General features: G+C 71.0%; 15 protein-coding genes. 9 read left to right on the top strand and 6 right to left on the bottom strand.

Going from position 1 to position 16,742, the window contains the following annotated elements; all coding sequences use genetic code 11:
• Positions 1 to 231: 231 nt before the first annotated feature.
• Complete coding sequence (locus A6A29_RS08775; protein WP_198953032.1) at positions 232 to 1,128, bottom strand: glycoside hydrolase family 19 protein; 897 nt, start codon at positions 1,126 to 1,128, stop codon at positions 232 to 234.
• A 297-nt stretch (positions 1,129 to 1,425) separates the two neighbouring features.
• On the opposite strand from A6A29_RS08775, the gene A6A29_RS08770 reads away from it, so the two are divergent.
• A complete protein-coding gene (locus A6A29_RS08770) occupies positions 1,426 to 2,955 on the top strand; it encodes a substrate-binding domain-containing protein (RefSeq protein WP_073719438.1) in 1,530 nt (509 codons plus the stop codon).
• A 545-nt stretch (positions 2,956 to 3,500) separates the two neighbouring features.
• Entirely contained in the window at positions 3,501 to 3,695 is a 195-nt protein-coding gene (locus tag A6A29_RS44700) for a hypothetical protein (protein ID WP_143196962.1), read from the top strand.
• Positions 3,696 to 4,346: 651 nt separating this feature from the next.
• Here A6A29_RS44700 and A6A29_RS08760 read toward each other — a convergent pair.
• On the bottom strand, positions 4,347 to 5,630 hold the full coding sequence (locus tag A6A29_RS08760; RefSeq protein ID WP_073719436.1) for an adenylosuccinate synthase: 1,284 nt from the start codon (positions 5,628 to 5,630) through the stop codon (positions 4,347 to 4,349).
• 186 nt (positions 5,631 to 5,816) lie between these two features.
• On the opposite strand from A6A29_RS08760, the gene A6A29_RS46330 reads away from it, so the two are divergent.
• Together A6A29_RS46330 and A6A29_RS08740 are read left to right on the top strand one after the other, a co-directional pair.
• Positions 5,817 to 6,821: a diacylglycerol kinase gene (locus A6A29_RS46330; RefSeq protein ID WP_241838390.1), complete on the top strand. Its 1,005-nt coding sequence runs from the start codon at positions 5,817 to 5,819 to the stop codon at positions 6,819 to 6,821.
• A 62-nt stretch (positions 6,822 to 6,883) separates the two neighbouring features.
• Positions 6,884 to 7,156: a DUF1876 domain-containing protein gene (locus A6A29_RS08740; RefSeq protein WP_073719435.1), complete on the top strand. Its 273-nt coding sequence runs from the start codon at positions 6,884 to 6,886 to the stop codon at positions 7,154 to 7,156.
• A 198-nt stretch (positions 7,157 to 7,354) separates the two neighbouring features.
• Here A6A29_RS08740 and A6A29_RS08735 read toward each other — a convergent pair whose 3' ends face one another.
• On the bottom strand, positions 7,355 to 7,882 hold the full coding sequence (locus tag A6A29_RS08735) for a GbsR/MarR family transcriptional regulator (protein ID WP_073719434.1): 528 nt from the start codon (positions 7,880 to 7,882) through the stop codon (positions 7,355 to 7,357).
• 89 nt (positions 7,883 to 7,971) lie between these two features.
• Between A6A29_RS08735 and A6A29_RS08730 the strand changes: the two genes are divergently transcribed.
• Both A6A29_RS08730 and A6A29_RS08725 read left to right on the top strand, forming a co-directional pair.
• Complete coding sequence (locus tag A6A29_RS08730; protein ID WP_073719433.1) at positions 7,972 to 8,883, top strand: ABC transporter ATP-binding protein; 912 nt, start codon at positions 7,972 to 7,974, stop codon at positions 8,881 to 8,883.
• Entirely contained in the window at positions 8,880 to 10,505 is a 1,626-nt protein-coding gene (locus tag A6A29_RS08725) for an ABC transporter permease (protein ID WP_079182649.1), read from the top strand. The genes A6A29_RS08730 and A6A29_RS08725 overlap by 4 nt, the downstream gene beginning before the upstream one ends.
• 397 nt (positions 10,506 to 10,902) lie before the next feature.
• On the opposite strand, the gene A6A29_RS08720 is transcribed toward A6A29_RS08725, so the two are convergent.
• Positions 10,903 to 11,421, bottom strand: a complete 519-nt coding sequence (locus A6A29_RS08720) for a GNAT family N-acetyltransferase (protein ID WP_073719432.1) — start codon at positions 11,419 to 11,421, stop codon at positions 10,903 to 10,905.
• A 208-nt stretch (positions 11,422 to 11,629) separates the two neighbouring features.
• Between A6A29_RS08720 and hemA the strand changes: the two genes are divergently transcribed.
• Positions 11,630 to 12,859, top strand: coding sequence for a 5-aminolevulinate synthase (hemA, locus tag A6A29_RS08715; RefSeq protein ID WP_073719431.1), 1,230 nt, complete (start codon positions 11,630 to 11,632; stop codon positions 12,857 to 12,859).
• Positions 12,860 to 13,003: 144 nt separating this feature from the next.
• On the opposite strand, the gene A6A29_RS08710 is transcribed toward hemA, so the two are convergent.
• Positions 13,004 to 13,972 carry a LysR family transcriptional regulator gene (locus A6A29_RS08710; protein ID WP_073719430.1) on the bottom strand — a complete coding sequence of 323 codons (969 nt, stop codon included), beginning with the start codon at positions 13,970 to 13,972 and terminating at the stop codon, positions 13,004 to 13,006.
• A complete protein-coding gene (locus A6A29_RS08705) occupies positions 13,969 to 14,952 on the bottom strand; it encodes a ScbA/BarX family gamma-butyrolactone biosynthesis protein (RefSeq protein ID WP_079182648.1) in 984 nt (327 codons plus the stop codon). Before A6A29_RS08705 ends, A6A29_RS08710 begins: the two co-directional genes overlap by 4 nt.
• A 113-nt stretch (positions 14,953 to 15,065) precedes the next feature.
• On the opposite strand from A6A29_RS08705, the gene A6A29_RS08700 reads away from it, so the two are divergent.
• Both A6A29_RS08700 and A6A29_RS08695 read left to right on the top strand, forming a co-directional pair.
• On the top strand, positions 15,066 to 15,695 hold the full coding sequence (locus tag A6A29_RS08700; protein ID WP_073719644.1) for a ScbR family autoregulator-binding transcription factor: 630 nt from the start codon (positions 15,066 to 15,068) through the stop codon (positions 15,693 to 15,695).
• Entirely contained in the window at positions 15,692 to 16,627 is a 936-nt protein-coding gene (locus A6A29_RS08695) for an NAD-dependent epimerase/dehydratase family protein (protein ID WP_073719428.1), read from the top strand. The genes A6A29_RS08700 and A6A29_RS08695 overlap by 4 nt, the downstream gene beginning before the upstream one ends.
• The last annotated feature ends 115 nt before the right edge of the window (positions 16,628 to 16,742 follow it).

The following is a 16,742-nucleotide window of genomic DNA, read 5'->3' as shown; positions in this document are numbered from 1 at the left end:
TGATGGTCTGGACCTGTCAAGGTCTAGACCATCCCGAAGACATGTTCCCTTCACACGTTCTTCGGCACGCACGGACACCGGATCGCCCCGCCCGGCGCGGCTGGGAGCGCTCTCAACAGCGATGATTCCGGGGGCAGTCGGCCCGGATCATGGCATCGGCCGCCGACGGGCCCGGAGGAAAATCCTGCGGGCCCGTCCAGCATGTGGAACGTTCGAATCCCGGAGCCCGGCTCAGCAGGTGAGGCCGGAGCCCGGCGCCGTACCGATGATCCCGGTGATCCGCTCGTACGTGGCCACCCGCGCCGCCACCGACTCGGGGTTGCCGCCGTTGCACTCCAGCGAGCCGTTGAGCGAACGGATGGTCTCGCCGAAGCCCGCACCGCCGACCATGGCCTCGTGCGAGGTCATGGTGCCGGGGCCGTTCTGGGTGTTCCAGTACCAAAGGGCGGTCTGCCAGGCGACCGACGGGTCCTGCTCGACGAGCCACGGGTTGTTCAGCAGATCGAGGCCGAGCGCGTCACCGGCGGCCTTGTAGTTGAAGTTCCAGCTGAACATGATCGGGCCGCGACCGTAGTACGCCTTCTGGCCCGCCGGGCAGCCGTAGGGCCGGCTGTAGTCGCACTTGCGCCAGTAGTTGGCCTCGTTGATCTCCTTCACGTACTTCAGCCCGACCGACTCGAAGTGCGCGTGCGTCAGGAAGGCGGCGGCCTCGCGGGCCCGCGTCCCGGGCGTCCCGGTATTGGCGAAGCGCGGATAGGCGTGCAGGGCGTCGATCAGCCCCTGGTACGTGTAGAAGGCGTCGCGGTCCGGGAAGATCTCGTCGAACCGCGCCTCGCTGATCACGAAGTCCGAGACCCCGCCCGTACAGGCTCCCCGGACGGACCAGACGGTGGTGGCGCCCGGATTCTCGTTCCGCGTCCACCACTTGGCGCTCCAGTTGCGCCCGTGGTGGGAGACGGTGCCACCGGCCGTGTAGGCGGTCGAGGAACTCCAGAGCGGCGCGCACGCGGAGGTGTCGGCGGGCCCGGTGGCGGCGGCCGTCGCGGGGGCCGCGGGGACGAAGGCGGCCGTCGCGACGACGGCGCTCAGGACAGTCAGGATGGTCAGGAAGCTCTTGATGCGGTTCAGCGCTGCTCACTCCTTCGGCGCGGCGCGGCGCGCCGAACGCCACGGCGGGCGGAGTTGACGTGCCGACTTGACGTGCCGAACACTCAAGCCCTGCTGGTCTGGACCTGTCAAGGTCTAGACCATGAAGCGCCTTCGCCGCGACGGCACATGACGCCCCCTCACTGAACGGCGGGCGAACATCGCACGACGCCCTGCCGCCCTCGCTCCCCGCCCCTCCCGCACGCCCGTACGGTGACACGGACTGATGGTTCGCACCGCGCGCACGCCCATGCGCGCAGGGGGAGTGCGGGGGAAACCGTGGAGTGGTTCAGCGCCGAGAACGTCGTGGCCGTACTCACCGCCGTCCTGGGCGTCCTGGCCTCGATAGGGGTGCTCTGGTACGAGCGCCGCGTACCGCGCCGCAAGCGCATCGGGTACCGCGTCCAGATGGACACGCCGATCGGCAGCGACGTCAGCCTGGGGCGGGCCAACGTACGGCTCGGGCTCTTCAGCGAGACCCCGGACATGTCCGATGCCACGCTCGTCCTGCTGCGCGTCGAGAACGACGGCTCGCAGTCCATCGCCGACAGCGACTACACCGGCCGTGAACCGCACGGCCTGACGGTCGAGTTCACCGGACGGGTCGTACGCGGCATCGCCGTCACCCAGTCGCCGGGCGCCGATCACCTGATGGAGCACTTCACCCCGGCGGCCGGGATGCGGCACACCGGCCCGTTCATCCGGCTGCCCCGGGTACCGCTCAACCGGGGCGAGCACTTCAAGCTGCTGGTCCTGCTCACCGGGGCGAACATCGGCAGCCCCATCCGGATCACCGGCGGCATCCGCGACGGCGAGGTGACCCCGAACAGCGCCGCCCGCCCCGACGACAAGCCCCCGCTCTTCGGCCGGGCCGCCCGGCTGATCACCGTGGCCCTGACCATCTGTGTGATCACGCTCGCCTCGATCATCCTGATCCGGGACGACACCCCGCCGCCCCTCGACTGCGCCCGGGGAGAGCTGCGGGTGACCGGCTCGACCGCCTTCGACCCGGTCGTCAGGGAGCTGGCGGACAGGTACATGAAGCAGTGCGAGGGCTCCACCGTCCGCGTGGAGACACACGGCAGCACCTCCGGGATACGGGAGCTGGCGGCCAGGGGCGCGAAGGCCGGGAAGTCCGGCGCCCCCGCACTGGTCGCACTCTCCGACGGCCCGAAACCGGCCGGCTATCCGCAGCTGCGCGAGACCCGCGTCGCCGTCTCCCTCTTCTCGCTGGTCGTCAACGACAAGGTGCCGGTCCGCGACCTCAGCCTGAGTGACGTACGGCGGATCTACCGGGGAGAGGTCCGCAACTGGCGGCAGATCGGCGGCCCGGACCTGGACATCCTGCTGGTCAGCCGGGACGCCAACTCCGGTACCCGCGAGGTGTTCCAGCGCCGGGTGCTGGACCGCAACGAGCCCGCCCAGTCCTCCCGCGACTGCGCCACGAAGGACGACGCGCGGGCCCGGGTCGTGCGCTGCGAACTCGACGGCACCGACCAGGTCCTGGACGCGGTCGCCCGGCTGGACGGCGCCATCGGCTACAGCGAACTGCGCGCGGGCAGCGAGCCGGCCGGGCTGCACCGGATCGCGATCGACGGGGCCACCCCGTCCGTCGACACGATCGGCGACAGCTCCTACCCGTACCGGGAGATCGAGTACGCGTACACCTACGGCCGGCCGCCCGCCGACTCACTGGCCTCCAGCTTCCTCGGCTATCTGAGCCGGGGCAGCGGCCAGGACGTGATCAGCACGCACGGGCATCTGCCGTGCGCGACCCCGAAGGGGCTGCGGATCTGCGGCGAGGACTGAGGGCCCTGCGCCGACGCCCGGGTGCCGCCTCCGGGGTGGCGCTCCCGGCGTGGCGCTCCCGGCGTGGCGCTCCCGGCGTGGCGCTCCCGGGGTGGCGCTCCCGGCGTGGGGCCCCGGCGGCCGGTCTCCACCGGCCCGTCCGAAGAGGGACATATCCTGCCGCCCCGCCCCGCCCCGCCCCGGCCCGGCCCGGCCGCGAACATCCTGGTGACCATCGACGGGCCCCGCGTCATCGACTTCGGGATCGCCCGTGCGCTGGACGCGCTGACCGCCGAACTGGGCTGCCGGGCAGCCGAGTTGCTGGACTCCGAGGCGCCGAAGGCCCGGCTCCGGAACCAGCCGCCGGCACCGTCCGCCGCTCCGACGCCACCGCCCCCGGTGAGCCCGGCTCCGGTGCCGCCCGGCACCCCGGCTCCGGAAGCACCGTCGACCCCGGAGGCGCCGGTTCCCGGCGCCGCACAGGCCCCTCAAGCCCCACACGCCGCCCCGTCGCCGCGGTCGTCGCCGCCGTCGCACTGCTCGCGGGCGGCATCACCTACGCCGCGATGAACGGGGGCACGGACGACGACAAGGACAAACGCAACTGCGCGGGCGACGGCAAGGGCGGCTCCGCGTCCGGCAGGACCGATCCCTCCGCCGACCCCTCCGAGGACGGCAAGACCCCCGTGACCGCCTCGCCCGACCCGTCCGTCTCCGCCGCCGTGGAGGGCGTGATCGGCAAGGAGCACCTGGGCACCTGACAGGGCTCGGGCAAGAACGGCGACGGGGATGTCGTCCCACTCGTCTCGTTCGACAACCTGATGGTGCTGGAGTCCCGCGCCGTCAGCAGCATCCCCGAGGAGGGCTGCTCCGACGGCGGGAAGCAGACCCTGCGCGCCCACGACAACGGCACCCTGATCTGGACCAGCGGCGACGGCGACGAGACCGTGGCCCTCAGCAGGGCCGCGGAGAACTCCGCACCGATCCCGGCCGGTTTCCTCGGCAAGTGGAAGTACGTGGACCCGGACGGCGACTCGCAGGAGACGTACCTGCTCAGTGTCGAGCAGGGCGCGTACGGCGAGGTCGTCGCCAAGTACACCGACGACGGCCCCTCGTTCCACTGCGAGATGGAGAGCGTCCTGGTCGACGCGGACAGCGGGGGCCTGGGCCCGGTGACGGTGACGGCCGCCGAGCCCGAGGAGAAGTGCGAGGGGTGCAACACGCACACCCTGCGGATGAAGGGCGCGACGGACTCTCCCTCACCCGGCTCGGCCTGGACGCCGAACCCTCCAGCTACCGCCGCGTCGGCTGACCCGCCGCAACGGGGAAAGGCCCCCGACCGGCGCTCTCACGCCGATCCGGGGCCCTTCCGTACGTACCGCGGTGTTCCTGTTCGGTCCCTGGCGTGGTCCCTAAAGGAACGAGTTGATCTCGATGGTCTCGGTACGGCCGGGGCCGACACCGATCGCGGAGATCGGTGCGCCCGACATCTCCTCCAGGGCCTTCACGTACGCCCGCGCGTTCTTCGGCAGGTCGTCGAAGGTCTTGGCCTTGGTGATGTCCTCGGACCAGCCCGGCAGGTTCTCGTAGATCGGCTTCGCGTGGTGGAAGTCGGTCTGGTTGTACGGGAGTTCCTCGACGCGCTTGCCGTCGATCTCGTACGCGACGCAGACCGGGATCTGCTCCCAGCCGGTGAGCACGTCCAGCTTGGTGAGGAAGAAGTCGGTGAGGCCGTTGACCCGGGTCGCGTACCGCGCGATCGGGGCGTCGAACCAGCCGCAGCGACGGTCACGGCCGGTGGTGACACCGCGCTCGCCACCGATGCGCCGCAGCGCCTCGCCGTCCTCGTCGAGCAGCTCCGTGGGGAACGGCCCGGCGCCGACGCGCGTCGTGTACGCCTTGAGGATGCCGATGACCCGGCTGATCTTCGTCGGGCCCACGCCGGAACCGGTGCAGGCGCCGCCCGCGGTCGGGTTCGAGGAGGTGACGAAGGGGTACGTGCCGTGGTCGACGTCGAGCAGGGTGCCCTGGCCGCCCTCGAAGAGGACGACCTTGCCCTCGTCGATGGCGTCGTTCAGGATCAGCGTCGTGTCGGCGACGTAGGGCTTGATCTGCTCCGCGTACTGGAGCATCTCCTCGACAATCTTTCCGGCCTCGATCGCGCGCCGGTTGAAGACCTTGGCCAGGAGCTGGTTCTTCTGCTCCAGGGCCGCTTCGACCTTCTGCTCCAGGATCGACTCGTCGTAGAGGTCCTGGACGCGGATGCCCACCCGGTTGATCTTGTCGGCGTACGTCGGGCCGATACCGCGGCCGGTCGTGCCGATCTTCCGCTTACCGAGGAAGCGTTCCGTCACCTTGTCGAGCGTGACGTTGTACGGAGTGATCAAATGAGCGTTGCCGCTGATCAGAAGCTTGGACGTGTCGACGCCTCGCTCGTTCAGACCGCTCAGCTCGGAGAGCAGGACCGCCGGGTCGACCACGACACCGTTTCCGATGACCGGGGTACACCCCGGCGACAGGATTCCGGAGGGGAGGAGATGCAGTGCGTACTTCTGGTCGCCTACGACGACCGTGTGACCGGCGTTGTTGCCGCCTTGGTAACGCACCACATAGTCCACGGATCCACCGAGGAGGTCGGTGGCCTTCCCCTTGCCCTCGTCACCCCACTGAGCACCGAGCAGCACAAGTGCGGGCACAGGCGTACACCCCTTCCGGGCGGGGCATGTCCAAGGTCAGGGGGCGTACGTAAAGGTCGTACCTGCCGCACGACGATGTACGGCAAAGCCTGAGCCGTCGAACCGGGTGCCCCGGAATAGACGAAGCCCCTGGCGCAATAGCGCAAGGGGCTCTTGCACCAAGATGCTACCCGAGGAAGGACCGAGGTGTCGGCTGCAGAGCCCCCCGACGACGGCGACCACCAGCTTCTGGTGCTCATCGACCCGGTTGCCCGCCGGACCGACGGCGAGTCCGTACGTATCGCCAAGGACGTGCTGAGCGCCGGTTCGCACGCCAAAATCTGCCTTCCGGACAGTCCGGAGGAGTTCGCGCGGGCCCTGGCCCGCCGGGGCAACCGAAGGCCGGTGGTCGTCGGCGACGACCATGCGCTGCTGCGCGCGGTGGCCCAGTTGCACCGCGAGCGGGAGCTGGCCGACGGCGTGCTCTCCCTGATCCCGGTCGGCGCCGCGCACGCGCTGGAACTGGCCCGCGCACTCGGCGTGCCCCGGGGCGCGGTGGCCGCCGCGAGAACGGCGCTCGACGGAGCCGTACGGAGACTGGACCTGCTGGTGGACGACAGCGACGGCGTCGTCCTGGGCCACCTGCGCATCCCCGGCCCGCTTCCGGGCCCGGGGACGGGCGCGGGTCCGGGGCAGGAAGGGGGCTCGGGGTCGGGGGCCGGCTCGGGTTCCGGGTCGGGATACGGCTTCAGCTCCGGCTTCGGCTTCGGCTCGGGGTCGGGTTCCGGCTCGGGGTCGGGTTCGGGTGAGCCGCACACGGGTGTCACGGCGGTCTGGGACACCTGCCGCTCACTGATGGCGTCCCTGGTGCGCCCGGGGCTGCCCTCCCATGCCACGCCGCTGCGGAAACACCGGCTGCGGGTCGAGGCCGACGGGATCCTGCTCAATGACCTGGACCGGCCGGTCGAGTGCGTCTCGGTGACCTGGCAGGGCGACGGCGGCCTCGCCGATGTGGTGGTGCACACATCGTCGGGCGGGACGGTCATGGCGGAGGCGAAGGCCGTCACGGTCTCCGGCGCGGACTTCCGCTATCGGGCGGACATACAGGTCGGCGGCCCGGTCCGGACCCGGACGTGGACGGTGCGGGCCGGTGCCTGGGGGCTGATGCTGCCGTGCCCGGCGAGCGCGGACGGGGGAACGGGCGCACTCTGAGAGGAGAGGGGTGCGGGGGCCAGGGGGTTGCGGGGGCTCTGGAGGTTTCGGAGGTGACTGTCATGACCCGGACCGCTGTCGGCTGGCACATCGAGCTGGAATTCGAGGAGGACACCCACCGCACCCGTGCGGCGGCGATGGTGAGGCTCTCCGACGGGAGCGAGGTGCGGGCGCACGGATACGCCAGCCGCCACCCCTCCGACGCGGATCAGCAGAGGGTCGGCGAGGAGATCGCGGGAGCGCGTGCGCTCAACGAACTGGCGATGAGTCTGCTGACCAAGGCACACGAGGAGATCGATGAGGCATCCGGCAGGACGTCGTACCCGCTGACGTAGCCGGACGTCGTACCCGCCGAGCAGTGGCCGGCCGGCCACTGCTGCCACCCCTGCGTCCGCCGAGTTGTCCACTGCGGGATCACACCCGATCCGCGGGTTCACACCCGATCCGCAGGAGCACACCGATCCGGCGGGATCCCACCTGATCCCGCCGGATCACCGCTGACCGCTCACACCTGCCCGCTCACTCCTGACCGCTCACTCCTGCTCCGGCGGGAAACGCAGTGTCTCGCGGTGGGCCTTCCAGCGGTCCATCATCCCCGCCACCTCCGACTGGAGGAACTCGAAGAACGCCGCCGTCTCCACCATCCTGGCCCCGGCCGGGGAGTCGTCGCCCAGCGTGCGGGCGCCCTCCCTGAGGGTGTCCTCCCAGCGGGTGAGCACCCGGTCCCGGCTGGCGAACGTGGTGTACCAGATCTCGTTGTGCAGGCGGTAGCGGTCGCGGCGGGAGCCGGGCTCGCGCTCGCGGCTCACCATGTCGACCTGGGTGAGATAGCTGACCGCGCCGGACACGGCGGCCGGGCTGATCTGGAGCGCGAGGGCCAGCTCTGCCGAGGTCATCGACGCGTCGTCGTCGGCGAGGAGCGCCGCGAAGACGCGGGAAGCCATCCGCTGCATGCCCGCGTCCGTCATGTCGGCGGCGAACCGCTCGATGAACCGCGACACGGCCGCAGCGTCCCGCTCGTCCCGTCCGTCACGCGCGTCCGCGCCGTTTTCGCTGTTCATCGCCCCATCGTCTCCCCTGCCCGGATCACGCTCAATTTTATACGCTTCCTTAACTTCACAAGTTTGTGAAAGTAGCGTACGTTCAGAACATGACGAAGGCAATCACCGTGGCCGGACTGCACAAGTCGTTCGGGCGGACACATGCGCTGGACGGCCTCGATCTCACGGTCGAGACCGGCGAGGTTCACGGCTTCCTCGGGCCCAACGGTGCCGGGAAGTCCACCACCATCCGGGTTCTGCTGGGGCTGCTGCGGGCCGACTCGGGCGCCACGCAGCTGCTCGGCCGGGACCCGTGGCACGACGCGGTAGCCCTGCACCGGCGCGTGGCGTACGTCCCCGGTGACGTCACCCTGTGGCGCAATCTCTCCGGCGGCGAGGTCATCGACCTCTACGGGCGGCTGCGCGGCGGGCTGGACCTCGCCCGCCGCGCCGACCTGATCGAACGGTTCGAGCTGGACCCGACGAAGAAGGGGCGTACGTACTCCAAGGGCAACCGGCAGAAGGTCGCCCTCGTCGCCGCCTTCGCCTCCGACGTCGACCTCCTGATCCTGGACGAGCCGACCAGCGGGCTGGACCCGCTGATGGAGGAGGTCTTCCAGAGCTGCGTCGAGGAGGAGCGGGACCGCGGCCGGACCGTGCTGCTCTCCAGCCACATCCTCAGCGAGGTCGAAGCGCTCTGCGACCGGGTCAGCATCATCCGGCAGGGCCGGACGGTGGAGACGGGTTCGCTCGCGGACATGCGCCACCTGACCCGTACGAGCATCACCGCAGAGCTCTCCCGCGCGCCCGACGGGCTCACGCGGCTGCCCGGGGTGCACGATCTCGACATCCAGGGCGGCCGGGTCAGGCTCCAGGTGGACACGGACAAGCTGAACGCGGTGCTCGCGTCGCTCACCGCCTCCGGGGTCCGTTCGCTGACCAGCACCCCGCCCACGCTGGAGGAGCTGTTCATGCGGCACTACGCCGCCGACCAGGTGCCCGAGGAGATGACGGCGCGATGACCGCGACCATGACCGTCCCCACCGCCGTACGCCGCCCGGCGCCGCGTCACAGCCCGTTCGCCGGGACCGGAAGCCTGCTGCGGCTCGCCCTGCGCCGGGACCGGCTGATGATGCCGATCTGGGTCCTGGTGCTCGGAGGTTCCTTCTCCTCCGTGGCCAAGTCCTACTCCTCGCTGTACGAGACGGCCGCCCAGCGCGCCGAACTGGCCGCCTCGATGAACGGCAACAGCTCGATCCGCGCGCTGTACGGGCCGATCTTCGACGACTCGCTCGGCGGGCTCGTGACCTGGCGCATGGTCGGCTTCGGAGCCGCGCTGGCCGCCGTGATGAGCCTGATCATCGTGATCCGGCACACCCGCGAGGAGGAGGAGACCGGGCGTCAGGAGATGCTCTCCTCCGCGATGGTGGGCCGGCGCGCTCCGCTGACCGCCGCCCTCCTGGCCGCCGTGATCGCCAACGCCGCGCTGGCCCTGGTGATCGTTGCCGCGCTGGCGGGCGCCGGTGCGGGCGGCGCGGGAGCGGTGGCGCTGGCCCTGTCGGTGGCCGGTACGGGTGTGCTCTTCGCCTGTACGGCGGGCATCGTCGCCCAGTTCACCGAGAGCGCCCGGCTGGCGAAGGGGCTGACGGCGGCGGTGATCGGGGCCGCGTACGTCCTGAAGGCGGCGGGCGACTCCGCAACGGCCGACGGCTCCTCCGCACTGACCTGGCTCTCCCCCATCGGCTGGGCCGAGCGTGTCCGGGCCTACGCCGTCGAGCGCTGGTGGGTCCTGCTGATCCTGGCCGCCGCGATCGGGGTCCAGGCCGTGCTCGCCTACACCCTGGCCGGGCGGCGCGATGTCGGCATGAGCTTCCTGGCGACCCGTCCGGGCCCAGCCACGGGGCGGCTCTCCACAGCGGCCGGGCTGGCGCTGCGGCTCCAGCGCGGTTCGCTGATCGGCTGGACGCTCTCCTTCGCCGCCGTCGGCGTGATCTTCGGCGGACTGACCGGTGGAGCGGCGGAGCTGGTCGGCGACAACGAGAAGACGAAGGAGATCTTCGAGCGGATGGGCGGTCAGTCCGGGCTGACCGACGCGTTCCTGGCGGCGATGGTCGGGATGCTGGGGATGGTGGCCGCGCTGTACATCGTCGCCTCGGTGCTCCGGCTGCACGGCGAGGAGACCGGCCAGCGCGCCGAACCCGTCCTCGCGGGCGGGGTCGGCCGCATCGGCTGGGCCGCCGGGCACCTGGTCATCGCCTTCGGCGGCGCCGCGCTCATCATGGCCGTCGGCGGCCTCGGTCTGGCCCTCGGATACGGCCATCACCTTCCGGCGATCCTGGGCGCGACCCTGATCCAGCTCCCCGCGGTCTGGCTGCTCGGCAGCATCGCGGTCCTGCTCCACGGGGCCGCACCGAAGCTGGCATCCGCCTCGTGGGGCATCGCCGGGCTCAGCCTGGCGATCGGCTGGATCGGCCCGGCGGTGGACCTGCCGCAGACCGCGATGAACCTCTCACCGTTCAGCCACCTGCCGAAGCTGCCGGGCGGGGAGATGGCCTGGACCCCGGTGCTGCTGCTGACCGCGGTCGCGGCGGTCGTGGTGGCGGCGGGCCTGGCGGCGCTGCGACGCCGCGACATCGCGACCTGACCCGGATCTCACCACCCGACCGGGGCCTCACCGCCCGCCTCAGAGTTCCCGGGTCGAGCCGGAGTTCCCGGGTCGCCCCGGAGGTTCCCGGGTCGCCCCGGACCCTCCCGGCCCGGACACTCCACGTCCCCTCGCCCCTGCCCCCGTTCGCGGATCATCCCTGTCGGTCGGCGACGGGAGCCGGGACAGCGGCGGGGGCGGGGGCGGGGCGGGGGCGGGGCGGGGGCGAGGTCAGACATCCAGTTCGATCTCGTAGCGGGAATCAGGGAATGTCCACGTCCTTGCGCGTGCGCCCCTCGCCCCTCATACATGAATTCCCTCGGCACCCGGGGGCCGGTGAAGGGGCGCGAAAGCGATTCCCCGGCATACCCGATTCCGGCATACCCGCTTTCGACGATCATGACCTTGAGGAGTCGGACGCCTCCAGGCTCAGGGAAAGCAGCTCTTCGCCTGACGGCTGGAATCCGAGCCCGCGGTAGAGCGGGGAGCCGGCCTCGGTGGTCTGCAGGACGACCGCTTCGGCGCCCGCCGCCCGGAGCCAACCGAGGGCGTGGTCCATCACATGTGCCCCGAGCCCGCGATGCCGCGACGCCGGATCGACCACCACGGTCTGCACCCAGCCGGACCGGCCGCTGGGACATCGCACGGTCGGGGCACGCTGGTCCACGACGGCGACGGCGCAGGCGACCAGAGCCTGCGCACCGCCGACCACCGAGACATGCACGGTCTCCTCGTCCCCGGCGAGGACACGGCCGAGCCAGGCCCGGTAGGCGCGCTTCCAGAGGTCGTCCTCCTCCGGTGTACGGGCCACATGGGCGCCGCTCCCGGAGCTGAGCAGATAGCCGCGCAGGCGCACGAGCTCTTCTACGTCGCCCATGTCGGCCGACCGCGGCTGCGGTTTCTCCTGGGAACTCATACCGAAGGACTTTAGGGCGATACCCGCAGCATGAGAAATGGGACCTGTACATCATCTATGCACGTGGGGAATGAGTGGTTCCGGAGCCGCTCCGACCTCGATTTATGCAGCTTTCGCATGACCCCACGGATTCGGCATTTCCCTTGCCCGACAGGTGCCTATACATTCCTGGCGTCACGTCCGGAAAGCCGTGTTCATCGGAGGGCCAGTGTTTCACCACGATGAATTCTTCTTACCCCCGACCGACACACTCCAGAAGCGGGGCGCCTACCGCACGTTCCTGGAGATCGAGCGCAGGGCCGGCGCCCTCCCCACCACGCTGAAGTACGGCCCCGGCGACGGCAGGCGGATCAGCGTGTGGTGCGGCAACGACTGCCTCGGGATGGGGCAGCACCCGCTCGTCCTGGCCGCGAGGAAGAAGGCCGCCGACGAGGCGGGCGCCGGAAGCGGAGGTTCCCGGGACATCGCGGGCGAAAACCGTCACCATGTAGCGCTGGAGGAGGAGTTGGCGGATCTCCACGGCATGGAGTCCGCGCTCATCTTCCCTTCCGGATACTCGGCGAACGACGCCGCGCTGACGGTGCTCGCGGGGCGACCGCCCGGATGCGTCGTGTTCTCGGACGCCCTCAACCACGCCTCGATGACCGCCGGTATCCGGCACAGCGGGGCCGAGAGGCATGTCTTCCGGCACAACGACACCGACCATCTGGAAGAGCTGCTGGCCGGTACGGATCCGTCGGCGCCGAAGATCATCGCCCTGGAGAGCATCTACGCCATGGGGAGCGACCCCGCGCCACTGGAGCGCATCGCCGAACTCGCTGGACGGCACGGCGCGTTCACCTATCTCGACGAGGTGCACGCGGTGGGCGTGTACGGGCCGCGCGGTGCGGGCCTGGCCGCCGAACGGGGGCTGGGCGGACACTTCGACGTCGTCCGGGGAACGCTGGAGATGGCGTTCGGCACGGCGGGCGGCTACGTCGCCGGGTCCGGTGCGGTGATCGACGCGGTCCGGAGCTTCGCGTCCGCGTTCCTCTTCACCGCCTCGCTGCCCCCGGCGGCCGCGGCAGGAGCGCTCGCCGCCGTCCGCCATCTCAAGCGTTCGGACGGGGAGCGGGCCGCGCTGCACCGGAAGGCGGCGCTCCTCCAGGGCCTGCTGCGCGCCGACGGCATCCCCGTGGCGTCCGAGGCCGCGCACATCGTGCCGGTGCTCGTCGGCGACGCCGTCAGGTGCCGCAACGTCGCCCGCCGGCTCCTGGACCAGTACGGCTGCTATGTCCAACCCGTCAACGCGCCCAGTGTGCCGGTGGGTTCGGAGCGGCTGCGCGTCACGCCCGCACCGCACCACAGCGATGACGAGATCGTGGGCTTCGCCCATGCCCTGGACTCGGTCTGGGAGTGCGAGGGACTGCCCCGCACGCTGCGCCGGGTACCCGTGTGACCCCGCCGCCGATTGCCGTGGGCGCATGGGGTGACCGTCGTACCGGACGGACACCCCATGCGCACCATCGGCCCCCGGCCGTCGGGCCCGCCGCCGGGCCCGGACACCGACCGCGCCGCCAGGACCCGCCGTCAGGGCCCGCCGTCAGTCCCCCGCCGACGGGGCGGCGAGGGCGGACTCGCGGGTGCCGCCGCGCCGCGCGGCCGGTGCCAGGACCTGCTGGACCACGCGGACGAACCGATCCGACAGGGGGTGACTGCCCTGGACCGGCCGGATCAGCGAGATGGCGATGCTCGGCCCTCCCCGCAGTGGCACGAAGGCCACGGAGGGGTGGACATTGCGTCGCAGTACCAGGTCGGGCACCACGCTGATGCCCTTGCCCGCGGCCACCGACTCGATGCACTCATCGAAGTTGAGGCAGCACAGCACGGTGCCGGGGCGACGGGCGATGCCCCAGTCCTTCTGCTGGACAGGGCCGGTGACCTCGTTGAGTACGAGGGGGTACTCGGCCAGTTCGAACCAGTCCAGCTGCTCCCGTACGGCCAGCGGATGCCGGCGCGGGACGGCGGCGACGTACCGCTCGGTGCCGAGCAGCGTCTCCTTCACCCCGCTGCGCCGCGGTCGGCCCCGCAGGATCGCCACGTCGACGGCCGCCTGGTCGACCCCGGCGCACGCGTCGTCGCGGCGCCGCAGTTCGACGCGGGCGCCGGTCTCCTCCTCGAAGCGCCGGATGGCCTCGTGGACCCACTCGTCGGGGAGCAGCCAGGAGAACCCGAGCCGCAGAACGGGCGCGGCGCCCTCGGGGAACAGGGCCTTCTCGAAGCGGGGCAGCAGCACTTGGAGTTCGTCGCGCAGGGCCGCGCCCGCCGGGGTCAGGGAGACCTGGCGGGTGGTGCGCTGGAAGAGCCGTACGCCCATGTGCTCTTCGAGACGGCGGATGGACCGGGTCAGGGCGGGCTGGTTGCTCGACATCCTGGCGGCGGCATGGGTGAAGCTCAGGGTGTCGGCAACGGCGAGGAAGGCGTGCAGATGCCGGAGGTTGACCCCCGTGATGCGTGCGGTCGGGACGGGGGCGGCGGGTATTCGGGGAGTGTCCTCGGGTTGTTGTGTCATGCCTCTCTGCCTTTCCCGGCGGGTCCGTCGGCCCCGGTCTCCGCCACCGTCGCCGCCGTCGTGGTGACCGTGGCGGCGAAGGCGACACGGCCTGCCTGCACGGCTTCGACCCGGAGCCGGGCACGGCCCGCGTCATCGGGGCCGAGAGGCTCGGAGCGGAGCGCACAGGGCGCGTCCAGCTCGACGTACTGGGTGAACGTGCAGTCCAGGGCGGTTATCTCGACCGGCCGGCCGCTTCCGCGCATCAGGTCGTACGTCAGTTGGTGCGCCGACTCCAGCAGCAGCATGCCCGGCACATGGTCCACGGGGTGGTCGAAATGGACGGGGTGCGGGGGGAGGACTCTGAGCTGCCTGTCCTCGCCCGGGGTGCCGGGGCTGATCACGACATCGTCCACGTGCGACCGCCGGACATCGTCGGCGGCGGCCGGCACGGGGGCGGGCACCGAACGGGCCATGGCCGCTGACGCGTCGGCGTGGGCCCCGCGCAGTCGCCGGTAGACCCCCGGGGTGTGCGTGGTGAATCTGGTGTGGGCGGTCGCCACTTCGACGCCGCCCCGCGTGATGACCATGCGCATGGAAAGGGCGGCCGGACGGCTGCCCCGGTACGACAGGTCGAAGCACTCGACGTGGAGTTCGACCTCACTGCCGAGGTCCGCACCGTACGCGGCGCTGTCGACCTGGAAGGCGAAGCTCTCCCAGATGAGCTGATGCCCGATCGGCACCTCGTACGCGGCGTGGCACAGCAGCGGAAAGGTCTGACGGATCGTCTCGCAGAGCAGCAGAGGATCGAACGCCGTCCCCACACGGTAGAAGGCGTGCGTGGCGGGCCAGTCGGCGCCGACGCGGAAGGCGTCGGGCCCTGTCCTGGTCCAGTTCTTGAGGTAGACCTCAGCGGCGTTCGACTTGTGCACGTAGTGCTGCGGCACTAGGTCGATGACTGGGTCGAGGATGCAGTTTCCGGCAGCGTCGTGTGCGGGCACGAGGACCGCCCCCCTCCGTGTAAGAGCACTCGCCGCCGAGTTGAGCGGCGATCATCATTTCATTAACATAGAGGGAGGTCTCTTTGTTTGTCGAGAAAGCATGGGTCATCCTGATGAAGTCCAAACCACCACAGGAACGTGCCGTCCGGACCCGGAGGGCCCTCCTCAGGGCCGCGGCCGAGTGTTTCGACGAATGCGGATATTACGGGGCGGGTACCAACAAAATCCTCGCCCGCGCGGGCATGACGCAGGGCGCCATGTACTTCCACTTCAAATCGAAGGAGGAACTGGCGCACGCGGTCATGCTGGAGCAGGCGGCCGACCTGGAACTGCCAGCAGAGCCACGGGGGTTGCAACAACTGGTGAACGTCACCCTCATGCTGGCCGTGGAGATGCAGAACAACGTTCTGCTGCGCGCCGGAGTGCGGCTCGCCGTGGACCCCGCGGGACCGGCCCGGCACGACGACTCGATCTACTCCTGGTGGGCGGCGCTCTTCCACAAGGAGCTGGTGGTGGCCAGGGCAGCGGGTGAACTCCGGGACGACGTCGACGAGAAGAGCTTTTCGCAGACGCTCGTCGGCGCGTACACCGGGACGCAGCTGATGTCGGAGATAACGACGGGCCGCTCGGACCTGACCCTGCGCATCACGAACCTGTGGCGCTTCCTGCTGCCCGGCATCGCCACACCGGAGATGCTCGCCGCACTCGACCTGAACGGCGTGCCCGTGATGGAGACGGGGTGACCGGCGCCCGGATCGTCGTCACCGGTGGCACCGGGTTCATCGGCGCGCATGTCGCCAAGGAGCTGCTCGCCCGTGACGGGGTGACGGTCCGCTTCGCCGGCCGGCGCCCGGTCCACGCCGACGCACCGGGCGTGGAGTGGGTACGGGCCGAACTCACCGACTCCGGCTCGCTGCACGGGATCTGCGAGGACGCCGACGTACTGGTCCACCTGGCGTCCAAGGTCTCCGGGACCGAGGAGAGCTGCCGCGCCGTGAACGAGGCGGGCACCGCGGCCCTCATGGCGGAGGCGGTACGCGCCGGGACACCGCGCGTCGTGCATCTGTCCACCACGGCGGTCTACGGCCGGGGCCCGCACACCGGCCAGGACATCGCCGACCTCACCCCCGCCCCGGTGTCGGCCGCCAGCGCGACGCGGCTCGCGGGTGAACAGCACGCGCTGCGGGCCGGAGCGGTGGTGCTCCGCGCCGGGCTGGTCCTGGGAACGGGCGACCTCTGGGTCGTCACCGCGCTGGCCGAGCTGCTGAAGCGCGTGCCCGGCCGGTGGGCGGGCGGAGCCGCCTCGCTGTCGGTCGTGGACGCGTCGGACCTGGGGCGGCTGATCACCGCCGTCGCCCTGGCACCCGCACCGCCGGGGCCCGCGGTGTTCCACGCGGCGCATCCCCGGCCGGTACGGATCGGCGACCTGGTCGCGGCCCTCGCCGAGCACGGGATCGTGCCCCCTCCCGCCGACGAGGACTGGTCCTGGGACCGTTGCCTCCAGGAGCACGCCGACCGTCCGGGGATCGTGAGCGAGAGGCAGTTCCATCTCCTCGCGCAGGACCACTGGTACCGGTCCGACGCGGTCTGGCAGCGCACCGGAGTGGAACCGGGCCCCGGCCCCCTCGACCGGCTGGCCGCCTCGGCCGACTGGTACCGCACGCTGCTGACCTGAAACGCGCCGCGCTCCGGGGCGACCGCACTCCGGGCCGACCGGGACGACCCGAACCGCCGGAAGTTCGCACTCCGGGTGCGTCCGGGACCGCCGCGCGTTCGCGCTCCGGGTGCGT

Origin of the sequence: Streptomyces sp. TSRI0281 (genome assembly GCF_001905125.1) — a bacterium.
In the GTDB taxonomy this organism is placed as follows: Bacteria; Actinomycetota; Actinomycetes; order Streptomycetales; family Streptomycetaceae; genus Streptomyces.
Note: the sequence above shows the minus strand (reverse complement) of the source record. Positions and strands in the feature narration are given on the sequence as shown.

Excerpts from the sequence above, each read along its gene's own strand:
- A6A29_RS08740 (WP_073719435.1), top strand. The coding sequence starts at position 6,884 with ATGACCCGGACCGCTGTCGGCTGGCACATCGAGCTGGAATTCGAGGAG.
- A6A29_RS08725 (WP_079182649.1), top strand. The coding sequence starts at position 8,880 with ATGACCGCGACCATGACCGTCCCCACCGCCGTACGCCGCCCGGCGCCG.
- A6A29_RS08730 (WP_073719433.1), top strand. The coding sequence starts at position 7,972 with ATGACGAAGGCAATCACCGTGGCCGGACTGCACAAGTCGTTCGGGCGG.
- A6A29_RS08720 (WP_073719432.1), bottom strand. The coding sequence starts at position 11,421 with ATGAGTTCCCAGGAGAAACCGCAGCCGCGGTCGGCCGACATGGGCGAC.
- A6A29_RS08700 (WP_073719644.1), top strand. The coding sequence starts at position 15,066 with ATGAAGTCCAAACCACCACAGGAACGTGCCGTCCGGACCCGGAGGGCC.
- A6A29_RS44700 (WP_143196962.1), top strand. The coding sequence starts at position 3,501 with ATGAACGGGGGCACGGACGACGACAAGGACAAACGCAACTGCGCGGGC.
- A6A29_RS08710 (WP_073719430.1), bottom strand. The coding sequence starts at position 13,972 with ATGACACAACAACCCGAGGACACTCCCCGAATACCCGCCGCCCCCGTC.
- A6A29_RS08735 (WP_073719434.1), bottom strand. The coding sequence starts at position 7,882 with ATGAACAGCGAAAACGGCGCGGACGCGCGTGACGGACGGGACGAGCGG.